Source organism: Paenibacillus sp. FSL F4-0122, from assembly GCF_038002845.1.
Lineage (GTDB): Bacteria > Bacillota > Bacilli > Paenibacillales > Paenibacillaceae > Paenibacillus_AQ > Paenibacillus_AQ odorifer.
Genome location: NZ_JBBODI010000001.1, coordinates 5844800 through 5857127, shown reverse-complemented (window position 1 = coordinate 5857127; position 12328 = coordinate 5844800). Strand labels below are relative to the sequence as shown.

11 protein-coding genes are annotated in these 12328 nt (G+C 42.2%); 7 read left to right on the top strand and 4 right to left on the bottom strand.

Annotated features, from left to right (window positions below; all coding sequences use genetic code 11):
- The first annotated feature begins 59 nt into the window (after nt 1-59).
- A complete protein-coding gene (locus MHH49_RS25595; protein ID WP_076105761.1) occupies nt 60-1385 on the top strand; it encodes an amidohydrolase family protein in 1326 nt (441 codons plus the stop codon).
- 192 nt (nt 1386-1577) lie between these two features.
- On the top strand, nt 1578-3344 hold the full coding sequence (locus MHH49_RS25590) for a M20/M25/M40 family metallo-hydrolase (RefSeq protein ID WP_341138614.1): 1767 nt from the start codon (nt 1578-1580) through the stop codon (nt 3342-3344).
- Between the two features lie 17 nt (nt 3345-3361).
- On the opposite strand, the gene MHH49_RS25585 is transcribed toward MHH49_RS25590, so the two are convergent.
- Nucleotides 3362-4171 (bottom strand): MerR family transcriptional regulator, encoded by an 810-nt coding sequence (locus tag MHH49_RS25585; RefSeq protein WP_341138613.1) that lies wholly within the window; start codon nt 4169-4171, stop codon nt 3362-3364.
- A 342-nt stretch (nt 4172-4513) separates the two neighbouring features.
- On the opposite strand from MHH49_RS25585, the gene MHH49_RS25580 reads away from it, so the two are divergent.
- A complete protein-coding gene (locus MHH49_RS25580; protein WP_076099178.1) occupies nt 4514-5950 on the top strand; it encodes an amino acid permease in 1437 nt (478 codons plus the stop codon).
- Here the strand turns inward: MHH49_RS25580 and MHH49_RS25575 are convergent.
- The gene (locus tag MHH49_RS25575) at nt 5947-6579 is read right to left on the bottom strand and encodes a LysE family transporter (protein WP_038571226.1); all 633 of its coding nucleotides are present in this window, start codon (nt 6577-6579) and stop codon (nt 5947-5949) included. The genes MHH49_RS25580 and MHH49_RS25575 overlap by 4 nt on opposite strands.
- Nucleotides 6580-6698: 119 nt before the next feature.
- Complete coding sequence (locus MHH49_RS25570; protein ID WP_341138612.1) at nt 6699-7220, bottom strand: DUF3231 family protein; 522 nt, start codon at nt 7218-7220, stop codon at nt 6699-6701.
- 699 nt (nt 7221-7919) lie between these two features.
- On the opposite strand from MHH49_RS25570, the gene MHH49_RS25565 reads away from it, so the two are divergent.
- Nucleotides 7920-8228 (top strand): WGxxGxxG family protein, encoded by a 309-nt coding sequence (locus MHH49_RS25565; protein WP_038571232.1) that lies wholly within the window; start codon nt 7920-7922, stop codon nt 8226-8228.
- A gap of 452 nt (nt 8229-8680) precedes the next feature.
- On the opposite strand, the gene MHH49_RS25560 is transcribed toward MHH49_RS25565, so the two are convergent.
- Entirely contained in the window at nt 8681-9229 is a 549-nt protein-coding gene (locus MHH49_RS25560; RefSeq protein WP_038571236.1) for a TetR/AcrR family transcriptional regulator, read from the bottom strand.
- Nucleotides 9230-9412: 183 nt separating this feature from the next.
- Between MHH49_RS25560 and MHH49_RS25555 the strand changes: the two genes are divergently transcribed.
- The 3 genes from MHH49_RS25555 (at nt 9413) to MHH49_RS25545 (ending at nt 12262) form a co-directional block, all read left to right on the top strand.
- Nucleotides 9413-10414, top strand: a complete 1002-nt coding sequence (locus MHH49_RS25555; protein WP_076213743.1) for an NADP-dependent oxidoreductase — start codon at nt 9413-9415, stop codon at nt 10412-10414.
- 240 nt (nt 10415-10654) lie between these two features.
- Nucleotides 10655-11407 (top strand): SDR family NAD(P)-dependent oxidoreductase, encoded by a 753-nt coding sequence (locus MHH49_RS25550; RefSeq protein ID WP_038571241.1) that lies wholly within the window; start codon nt 10655-10657, stop codon nt 11405-11407.
- A gap of 282 nt (nt 11408-11689) precedes the next feature.
- Nucleotides 11690-12262 (top strand): TetR/AcrR family transcriptional regulator, encoded by a 573-nt coding sequence (locus MHH49_RS25545; RefSeq protein ID WP_341138611.1) that lies wholly within the window; start codon nt 11690-11692, stop codon nt 12260-12262.
- Nucleotides 12263-12328: the final 66 nt, after the last annotated feature.

Below are 12328 nucleotides of genomic sequence, written 5' to 3'. Positions count from 1 at the left end.
CAATAATGAATTAATTATTCATTTTTGGGCGGTGTAATCAAGAAACGGGGGAAGTTACGATGAAGACAGGTTATGCGTTTATGGACTGTAATGTTATTTATGGAGATGCGAAAAAAGGGACTGATTCCCATATGACGATTTTGATTGATGAAAACGGCTTGATTCAGGAGATCGGGAAAGCAAGCGCTGTAACTGTCCCCACCCATTTCCAAACGATCGATTGTTCGGGGAAATATGTGATGCCCGGTCTCATCAACGCGCATGTCCATCTTTTTGCCGATGGTAAGCCGTTTACGCTGTCTGCCAGTGAAGGGCTGCTGAATTTTGCGTTTCATCATATTTTGGATACGAGACTGGGCAGAAACATGTTGAAGAGACGGATGAAAAAAAATGCTCTAACCGCACTGCATTCCGGAGTAACAACGATGCGTAGCGTAGGTGAATTTTTTTATACTGATGTTCAGTTGAGGGATGAGATTAAGGCAAATCAATCTATTGGACCTAATCTTTTGGTATCTGGGTATTTCCTGAGCGTAACGGATGGCCACGGTGCACCTTATTTGGCTTTGGTCGGTGATTCACCATGGGAAGGGAGAAGAAATGTAAGAATCAATGTAAAAAACGGAGTGGACCTAATCAAAATATGTGTAACTGGCGGGGTCACCGATGCCAAAAGGATCGGAGAAGCAGGCCGCTTGCAAATGACGGAAGAAGAGGTGGCTGCCATTTGCGAGGAAGCTCACAAAATTGGGATGCGTGTGGCGGCACATGCAGAAAGTACCGAAGGTGTAAGAGTTGCGTTAAAGGGTGGAGTGGATACTATTGAACACGGCGCGGAGATGGATGAGGATATGATCAGGCTGTACAAAAATAATCCCAGAGCCTTAAAGGGCTACACCGCTGTGATTCCTACTTTACAAGCAGCTTATCCCAGTGCGAAATTAGATCCGATCCTGACAAAGTTGAATACAACCATTAAGGAAAATGCCCGGCTTGTGTATGACTCTATGTTAACAGGGCTACAGCAGGCTATAGAACATGATATCAAAATCGGTGTGGGCACGGACGCTGCTATGTCCTATGTAACCCACTATGATCTTTGGCGTGAGCTTGATCATTTCATGCGACAAACAAAGCTGAACGCAAGTGAGGTTATTGAACTAGTAACCAAATCAAATGCAGATATTTTGGGAATCGATCACCTGACAGGTTCTATAGATGTGGGCAAATATGCGGATTTAATCATGATGGAGCAAAACCCATTGGAGAACATAAAAGCTTTGTCTGATGTAGCTATGGTTATGGTCAGAGGGAATTTAATACAAACACCATCTGTGACCAGAATTCAAGCAGTGGACGAGCTGCTGGATACGGTTTGGATTTAGGAGTTACTCAGCTATTCCAAAACAAAAGAAAAACCCCCTCTTTACTATGGAGTAACTCCATACCTTATGATACCCTTTGTCAGGACAGATGACCTATGTAAGCCTGCAAATCATCAATCACTCAAAGGAGACAAGGATATGGATCAACAATTGAAGCAAAAGAATCAGTTAAAACAAATTAGCGAGATAATAATGAATTGGGTCGAACGTGATGAGGAGAAGATTGTTCAGTTCTTCTCAAGTCTAGTTAAATGTGAAACCCCTAGCCCTCCAGGTGATACGCGTGAGGCAATGGCGATGGTTCAGAGTTACCTCGACATCGAAGGACTTCCGTACAGGCAAGTCAACGCCAAAGATACCATGCCAAATATCATTTCTTCGGTGCAAATGCCAAGCGAGGGTAGGCATCTGATGTTCAACGGACATCTCGATGTACTGCCTGCTGGAGATGAACCCGGGTGGACTGACGATCCATGGGGCGGAAAGATTGTGAACGGTCGGGTATGGGGACGCGGGACGTCAGATATGAAGGCAGGCGTAACGGCGATGCTTTTCGCCTACACGTATCTATCACAATTACGCGATCAACTGAAGGGCAAACTATCGCTTACCATCGTCTCCGATGAAGAGACTGGATATGGACGGGGCACCGGCTTTATGTTCGAGCAGATCGAAAGCGAAATGCAAGCCGACTGCGTCCTCAGTGCCGAACCCTCTGGAACGGATGCGATTTCGTTCGCCTCGAAGGGTTACATGCAGTTTTCTGTACGAGTGGCGACACGGGGAGCTATATCCGGGTATCCTAACGAAAGCAAAAGCTCGATCCGTATCGCCACCGATATCATCCGCGTCCTTGACGAGTTGGAAGGTATCGAGGTAGACGTTCCCTCCTCGATTACGGATATACTCTCTAATCCGCAGCGGCGTGAACAGTACAACGAGTCCAGAGGAGAAGGTGCGGCTGAGATTCTGCCATTAATCACGGTTAATGTTGGTACGATCGAGGGTGGCAATTCACCTAGTGTCATTTCACCTGATTGTATATTCTCGGTATCCGTTGTTCTTCCAGTCGGAACTGATCCGTATACGATTTTCTCGAAAGCCAGAGATATTGTTGCTCGCTATCCCGAAGCAGAAATCAAATTGGAAGGGGTCGATTCGGCGGATGTTTCGGATCCAGACAGTGAGATGGCTAGGATCTTGCAGGAGACGGTAGAAGATTTGGGGTGGAACAAACCGGTGCTGGTTCCTGATGTTGCAATTTCCGATTGTCGGTACTGGCGTTATCGTGGTACGCCTGCTTTCTGGTATGGTCCGGACGGAAGCAATTGCAGCGCGGCCAATGAGTCGGTATCGATCAAGGAATTGCTGCATCTGGTTCGCACCCATGCCTTGGCGGCAACGCAGTACCTCATGAATAATTATATAGAAGAAGACACAGAAGAAAAAAGTGTTGAAGGATCAGCAGTGTCTGAAGAAAAACCTAAGTTCGCTGCACACAAACCAGAGATCAAATCGCTGCCGGCTCTGCGCGTCGCCCGCATCATGGCAAAAGCGAAGAGCTTTAATCACATCAACCTTATCATTGGTCCAATGTTTAATCAGCTCTACCTCAGCCTTACCCAGGCAGGTGTGATTGTTGGTGCGGTATCGCTAGCCACCTTTGAGGAAGACGTGGACGGTAACGGGTTAATTGTGACTGCCGCATTCCCTGTCGGACCAGAGGTTGTCTCCAGAGACGGATTCGAGGTCGTAGTTCTCTCTGGTGTTGAAGCGGCTGTAACGACGGTGCACCGTGGCTCAGAAAGCACTGCTGCCACCTGGAATAATCTCCGACGTTGGATTAGTAGAGAGGGGTATCGGCCTCAGGAAGTATACCGCGAGTTCTACATCGTGGCTCAACCGAATCCGCAAGAGCTCTGGGCTACCGAGTTGCAGCAACTCGTCACACGACGCTAAGCTATAAATTAAATTTTCTACTTTATAGCAAGACTGATTTTCGTTACAAAGTCTTCTTCTCTATTGGTTGACAATGCATTGACCAAATATTCTTCATAAGCATTACCGGATACATGAAACCCTCTATCCCTAATTTCATTTAACAGGAACGGATAAACTTCCGTTATGCTCTCATAGCTGCCTTTATGATAAAGAATGGCATAAAGACCTGCGGATTTTAATTCGGCATTCGGAGTTTCAGTGTGAACAAACAAACGTTCAACTCGGTTAAACCGACCATGCAAGATATCCTCTTTGCTAGTCACAGAACCAATGAAAGCTGGACCTTTCATTCCTGTTTGCTCTAAAAAAACTTCATAATCGTAATTCCATTCTTCGTTAGAGGTATCACCGGTACGTGGATTCGGGGCACTATATATCACGTGTTCCTCCGGTAATTCAACGATTGTAACTTCACCTAGTGTGGTATTTATTAATTCTTCTGATATGGATGTCAACTTCGAAAGGAACCAATAACTTTCTTGTAGCTTTTTAATTTCTTCTTCCACCTTTATGAGTTGTTCTTCAGCAAGCTTGGTCAATTTCTCCGAGGAAGGTGAACTGAAATAGCTCTTCAGATCTTTAATAGGAAAGTTCAACGATCGGAGTGATTGTATAGCCCAAAAGGTATCGAGCTGCTGTATAGTGTAATATCGATATCCGTTATCGCTTATTCCTGCTGGTTGAAATAGCTTTATTTTGTCATAGTAGAACAATGTATCTTTTTTGATTCCGAATAGCTTAGCAAATTCACCAGTATAAAAATTCGTTAGATTTTTTCTAATCATGAGTAAATTATCCTTTACTATAGAGTAAGTCCATACCCAATAGTACCATTTGTACGGAAAGATATCATTTATACTGCGGTTTAGATTTAGTTACGATTGCCATTCCACAGATCACAGAACAAGAAACTTCCGTAAACATGCGAATGAATACAAAAAAGCCATACTGATTAACCAGTCTTTTCTTCTTTATTGCATACTACCCGGTATGAATAACTATAAGCCTGTCAGCCTTTCTGGTCGGGAAGCTTATTTATTATGATTCCTGTAAATAACGGACCCGCCTGAAGGGAATTCTAGAGATGAGAGATATCTCAAATTCTAATCAGGATGAGGACGGAATTCATGAAGCAACCTTCCAGTAAAACTGAAGAAGACGATAAACTGAAATGGTGGCAACTAAGCTTGTTAGGCATAGCAGGCACTATAGGAACCGGGTACTTTCTTGGCTCAGGTCTAGCAATTTCTATGGGAGGGCCAGCAGTGCTGCTAGCCTACATTTTAGCTGCTATTGGAACATATGTCGTATTTGATGCACTGGCTCAGATGACAGCGGAAGATCCGGAGCAGGGTTCATTTCGATCCTATGCAAAAAAAGCATTTGGAAATTGGGCAGGGTTCGGGAGCGGCTGGGTATATTGGTTTTCGGAACTGTTGATTATGGGAAGTCAGCTCACAGCATTGTCCATATTCTCGCGTTTTTGGTTCCCGGCCGTACCGATGTGGGTATTTGCTGCCAGCTTTGCGGCCGTGAGCCTATTGATTGTGTTTTTTGGTAATAAGGGCTTTGACAGGGTTGAAAATATACTGGCCATCATTAAAGTGGCGGCTATACTAATGTTCCTTGTTATTGCTGCCGTACTTCTGACGGGTTGGATCGGCGGTTCTAAGTTCTCACCGAAAGTTCCACTTGGGTTTAAAGCGTTGTTTCCATCTGGAGGTATCGGGTTGTGGTCTGCCTTTATTTTTGCTTTTTATGCCTATGGTGGCATTGAGGTGCTGGGAATTATGTCCTACAGGCTAAAGAAACCTGAGGAAGCTCCAAAAGCAGGAAAGGTGATGTTGCTGGGACTGGCTACAGTATACGTTCTCTCAATCGGGCTTGCAGTAATCATGGTGCCGCTTAGTGCTTTTAATCCAAAAGAAAGTCCTTTTGTGCTCGCGCTCAGCAGCGACCATCTGACCTTTATACCGCATTTGTTTAACGGGGTGTTGATCATAGCTGGGTTCTCCACGATGACAGCTTCGCTTTATGCCATTACCTCGATGATGATCACTCTTTCACAGGAAGGGGATGCACCCAAGGTTTTTTCGAAGAAATGGAAGGATAAATATCCGTTTTTTGCCCTTTGTTTAATAGCTGGAGGTTTAGGGGGTGCCATTATGATGTCATTGTGGTTGCCAGGAAAAGTATACGAATACATTACAACAGCTGCCGGACTGATGATCCTCTATAACTGGTCCTTTATATTGCTCTCCTCCCGCAAGCTGCTTAAGCCCAGTCTTCTAAACGGGGTGAAACGCTGGCTAGGCTTAGTGCTGATCGCTACTGCTGTAGCAGGTACGCTATTTCATGCGCTCAGTCGTCCAGGCTTCTACATCAGCCTGCTAATTGTTTCGCTGATTGCCTTGAGTGATTGGATCGTTCAACACATCCGTAATAAGAAGGACAGTTCTGTTATGGGGCATGGGGCGGACGAACAGACCCATGAATATCATTCTTTACCGGGCGGTCCTGAATTTCGGATTAAGGGCATCAGGATGCGAAAAAACAAGGTTTAATGAAAAAAGAGAAGTCGGGCAGCCTGTACACCAAAATAAAAACCAAATCCAATCAGCGACAGACCTGACAGAACGGAGATCGCCTTCAATACCCGAACGGTTAGAAATTTACGAAAGAGGCTGGAGGCGGCAGCCATGGTTACATCCCAGAAAAGAATCCCTAGTACGATTGCTCCGCTATAGATCAATAACTGCTGCATCGGATACTCGCTGACCGCCTTGGCTAATATTGAGCCGTAAATACCCAACCAAAAAAGGATAGAGAGGGGATTGAACAAGGACATGAGAAATCCCGACAGATAAGATTTGGACAGTGAGGTATCGTTGCCCCTCAGCCCGTCAGCTGAAATGTCACCTGTATTTTTAATGCTGTCTACACCTGAATAGACGAGGACAAAGAATCCGAACAACCATAAAAACACTTTAACAAACGGAGCATCCAGCAGATGAATGAGGCCAAAATAAACAAGCAGCATGTAGATGATATCGGCACTGACCGCCCCTAAACCGACTATCCAGGCAGGCATAAATCCTCCGCGGAGTCCCTTGTCCAGTTGTGCTGCATTAATGGGTCCGAGAGGTGCCGAGAGGGATAATCCTATAATCATATAACCTATAAATACGTTAATGTTGTCCTCCTCCTTTATATAGATAGCTTATTCTGATAAAGGCAGTGGTAGGACAACCAAAAAAAGGCCCGCGGAAGATCGCGGGCCTTCTTTTATAAGAAACTAAAGAGTGAGTAGAATTACGCCTTCACGGATTCAGGTCTTTTAACAAGAAGAGGTGGAGGAATCAACCAGCCCTTTTTCTTAGTCAAATGTAGAATTTTAAGGCCGATGGCTGCTTTGGTAAGGTGATATTTAGCAAACAAAGCCCCTATATCTTCTCTGATCGATTGTCCCATTGCCTGACTACATGCCACAAGTCCAACAGCATTATCAGCTGCAAGTTTGGCAGCAATTTCAGGATCTGTGAAACGTGCCCCTACAGGAATATCTTCAAGCTTGGCATCGGGCCGATTTGGCATTACTGGTGCTGATGCAATACCTTGCTCTGAGAGCAGTGTATCACACTCACTGATTTCAAGCTCCGCTTGATCAATTAGAGCTCCTAATATTTTTTTCAGGTCATTGTCGCCAGTGTGATACATATAAGCTCTGTAACAAGAGAGTGCTCCCTTTGCGACCATTGAGGCTTGCCAAACCGTAAAAATCTCTCCATAATGCATCGGTTCTTCTTTGGGGTTACCGCCTAGAATCCCTGTCATAAATAGTCTCCTTTATTGTTGGATTTGAACAAACATTAGCATGCCCACAACAACAAGAAAATTGCAGCTTTTCACATAAAATAGGTATGTCAATTTGAGGCTTCGACATCCGTGCAAGTTTAAGGATAAATAGCACTAATTTTCTCATAATAGGATAAATGTGAAAATAAGGAACGATAAAATTGAACAAGAGTTGTGGAGGAATCAAATGTTTTTCATCGTGATGATTGGATAGATACTTCCATGGACGATGGCAGATACTATTTTAGAGAGGACTTATCAGTAATCGTTCTAACGGACCGCTTGCAAGTATAATTGCCTTTGCATTCAATGAAGTTGGTTATCACTGGAGAGAGTCGAGTGTATCTCCAATCCAGGCATGGATTAGGAGTCATTGCTTCCAACACTTTTGGTAAAGTGTTAAGCCCTGTCCTCGGCGCTTATTTAGGTACATTGTTATGGTTTGCACCCTTGAAGGAATTGAAAAAGAAATCGAGGCACGATCACTTCTTTATATAGCAGCCGTAGGGGCGGAACGTGACTGCTATCCTTTTTCGCTGTTACTCCAAGCGAGGGAAAGACAGGAGGGAAGAACAATCAGAAGCAAAGCTATTCCTCAAAATTCTCGGATAGGAAGGATTAAATAGGGGAAAATAGCAATGGGTGCGGCCTGCCCAATATTGTTCTGGAGGGAAAAAAATGAAGAAGATTGCTACTTTTGCATCAGTTGCATGTCTTAGTTTACTTTTAAGTATTCCAGCATTTGCGAACCAAGATGAAGCAAACCTAGGGATACAAACACATTACTCGGCTAATCAAACAAATGATAACCTGAATGCAAGGAATGTTAATGCAACGGGTAATCATAATTCAACAGCGGTCGAGAATGGAAATTACCGAGCGCAGGCAGTCGGGGATGAGAATCGAGGCACTAATTGGAGCTGGTTGGGTCTCTTAGGGTTGCTTGGACTTACAGGCTTGCGGAATAGAAGCCGAGAAAAAAGCTAAACTTTTTAGAGTTAAAGGGGACTATAGGGGCCATTTTTATGATTAGAACTGAGGACTGCATTTACAGACTCGGCAAAAAATTTATACCTTTAATTTGTTCTAAATAAAAAGCCGGTTTCAGGATGATCCTGAATAACCGGCTTTACATTTTTTTAGCAAACCATTTTTAGGAGAGATTTAAAGATAATCGCACTTGAATTTGCCATTCACCAGCCACAGGTTCCAGAAGTCGTCCGTAACCCGCACATATTGGCATGCTCAGTGAGGAATTCAGGAATTCCGCGTATTCCACCAAAACAGGACTTCGTAATGATAATTTTATTCCATGTTTTACGAAAATTGGGGAACCGGACAAAAGTGGGGGAGCAACGGCAGTACTTCAGAAGACAGAAGCTTCTGGACCATGTTTATGATTTAAGAATAATTTTTTAAAAAAACTAGAGGATTTGAATTCATAGACCCTGTTTGATTAAACTCCAGATGCGTTCAAACCTGTCTTGGTAGTCAGGTAAATTCCAGGATTCTTTGAAGGATGGGAGGCTAAATACTGCAAACGCAGAGAGAATCGCCTCAGCCCGTTCCAAGTGGGGATCGTGATAGTCCATGAAGCCGTCAATAATTTGGTAGGAATCCCAGAGAACATCGCGTAATACCAGTGGATTGCTATCCACGTATTGAGTATTCAAGGCAAACATCTTGGGATTCTCGTTATAAGCGCGTTTTTTTGCGTTAACAAATGCCCATAACCAATCGTGAAGCAATTCTTGCGGTTTAGTTAAACTAGTCATATCTAATTTAATTTGTTCTGAAATCATCCGGTTGAACCAGCTCTTAGATACGGCTGCCCAGAGCTCTTGCTTATTTTTAAAGTGCTTATAGAGCGCTGCATGGGTGATACTTAATTCATCCGCAATTTGTGAGAGTGTCACTTCGGATTTTTCCGTGCGTTTAATTAATGCCTCAGCTGTTTCAATAATGAGCTCTTGTGTGATTTTAGCCACAGTACTGCCAACCCTTCTTTCTTCAATAAATTCCTTTTTATCATTAATACACTTGCGAATATTTTAACATATAAAATAATCAGTAACAATTGTTGATTTTTGTAACTTATTGCTTTATGCTTATTGTATAAGTTACAAAAAAAAATAAATGTTACTTTTTTAACGCATAGGAGGTCATTAATTATGAAAGCAGCACAGATCACCAAATATTCAAAAAAGTTCATAGTAAAAGTGAACGATATTCCAATCCCAGAAATAAGTGATAACGAAGTCTTGGTCCAGGTGAAAGCAGCAGCAGTTAATCATTTGGAATTGCTCATTGGTACCGGAAGCGTAAAGCTGATTCAGGATTATGAATTCCCATTGGTACTTGGTAACGAGCTGACGGGTGTTATTGAAAAAGTAGGTAAGAAGGTGCAAGGCTTCAAAGTTGGCGATGCAATTTATTCACGTCTGCCACTACAAAAAATCGGTGCTTTTGCGGAATACGCGGCAATTAATGCAAATGCCATCGGGCACCTACCCGCTAATTTGAATTTTGTGACTGGTGCAGCTGCGCCATTAACAGGATTGACAGCCTATCAAGGATTAAATGAAGAATTAGATGCTAAAGCTGGCGAAATCGTGTTTATCCCTGGAGGTTCTGGTTCATTTGGCCAAATGGCCATTCCTATCGCCAAAAGTATGGGGCTCAAGGTCATCATCAGTGGAAATCCAGAAGCACGTGAACGGACAATGGCCGCTGGTGCAGACCAATATATTGATTATACGACTGAGAACTATTGGGAACAGCTTGGTGATGTAGATTATGTGATTGATACCTTGGGACCAAGCGAATTTGATCATGAGCTTTCAATTATTAAAGCAGGAGGCCGCCTTCTTTCTCTGCGGACCGGTCCTAACGAACGTTTTGCAGAAGATCTGGGCTTCTCTGGCTGGAAAAAAAAGCTCTTCACCATCGCCGGGGCTAGGTATGATCATAAAGCGAAGAAAAAGAAGATTCAATATCATTTCATTTTTGTTCGCAGTGATGGTGAACAATTAAAGAAAATCACGAAGATTATTGAAGATAATGGGATTGTACCAGCAGTGGACCCAACAGAATTCCACATAGAAGAGATTAACGAAGCACTGAATTTTGTTGCTGAAGGTCATCCTAAAGGGAAAGTTATTATCAGATTTTAAGGAGTATATCTCAATTGGTTGTCAAAAAATTCTTTACTGATCATTCTAGAATTGATATACTGATTTAAATTAGAGTTAATAGTGTAGTTTTTTTTGCCGTAACTAGAATGATCGTTCTTGAATATTTCGAAGAAATTTATTAAATTAAGGGAGGGATGAACGAGATACAAGTTTAATCGTGAACAAAACTCTATCGAAATGTTGTTAAATGATCAAAAAACTTAAAAGGGAGAGAATAATATGAAATATACAGTGATTACAGGAGCAAGCTCAGGAATTGGGTATGAAACAGCATTGGCGTTTGCTGCACGCGGTAAAAATTTAATTTTGGTAGCTAGAAGATTAGATAAATTAGAAGAACTTAAATCAACAATTCAGAATATTGATCCTAATGTAAATGTTCTTGTTCGTTCAAGTGATCTGTCTGTTACAGAGCAGGCTTACACACTGTATAACACTTTGAAGGAATACCAAATAGAAACCTGGATTAATAATGCAGGACTTGGTGAAGCTTCTTTTGTGGTAGAACAGAATTTAGATAAAGTTGAAACTATGTTACGTGTTAACATCGAATCCTTGACGATCCTTTCTACACTATTTGTGCGAGATTATGCTGATGTAGAAGGAACTCAGTTAATTAACGTATCATCCGCACTCGGATATGCCATTGCTGTTGGGAGCGTTGCTTATTCTGCATCTAAATATTATGTTAGTGCCTTCACCGAAGGGCTTGCAAAAGAACTAGAGCTTAAAGGCGCGAAATTAAAAGCAAAAGTTTTAGCTCCAGCAATAACTGAAACGGAATTTGTGAAGAAATCAATAGATGCTGAAGAATTTGATTACAAAGCAAACATGCCTAAGTACCACACTGCCAAACAAATGGCGAGTTTCATGGTAGAACTTTATAATAGCAATGATATGATAGGGATTGTTGACCAGAACTATAACTTCAATCTGAGAGATCAAATCTATCCAATTATATCTGAGTTTTAAATCGAATTAGATATTAGTCACGAAAACGATCGTCGAAGAAACTGGAGCAAAAAGAACTGGCTTCCCTATTCTTAAACGTAGGGTACAACTTTTGCACACGTTGGAAAAAGATTGGACTCTGGATTGTTTAAAAACAGCCAAAGTAAGAATCCAATGGTAAGCATCAGTTCAGTTATCATGTTATGAATAAAATCAAGCATCTTGCTTGATTTTATTTACGTTTTATATATTAGTTTGCGGATCGTTTACTTAAATGTATAATGATTGCTTGAGGTGATTACAATGGCAAGAAGCAAAGAATTTGAAATTAATGAAGTACTAGATAAAGCGATACAACTATTTTGGATGCAAGGTTACGAGAAAACTTCAATGCAAGATTTGGTAGACTGTATGGGAATTCACAGAAGAAGTATCTATGATACATTTGGTGATAAGCACGCCTTATATTTGACGGCACTCCAACGGTACGAATCTACTCAAAACAAAAAAATGAGATTCTTGGTTGAGAAGCAAGAACCGGTAAAGGAGTTAATTCGACAATTTCTAGAATCCTCGATGAGGAGCGAAGGAGAACCTCAAGGATGTTTCATAGTTAATTCGGGTGTGGAGTTGGGAGTACTGGATCCGGAGGTTGCATCCTTTGTTGAGAATAGCTATTCAAAAACGGAGAAGTTGTTATATGACCTCGTTCAGACTGGCCAGCAAAGAGGTGAACTTAGGATTTCACTGGAGCCCGAGGCCATTTCTCATTATTTAATGAATGCCTGGTTAGGACTGCGTACAATGGTAAAAACGGCAACGGATCATAAAAAATTAACAAGTATTATTCATACCATACTGATCACTCTAAATTAAAACTCCTTTATCTATCTGCAATGTAAGAGGAGAAGCACTTGTATCGAATGCCGAAAATAGTCAATC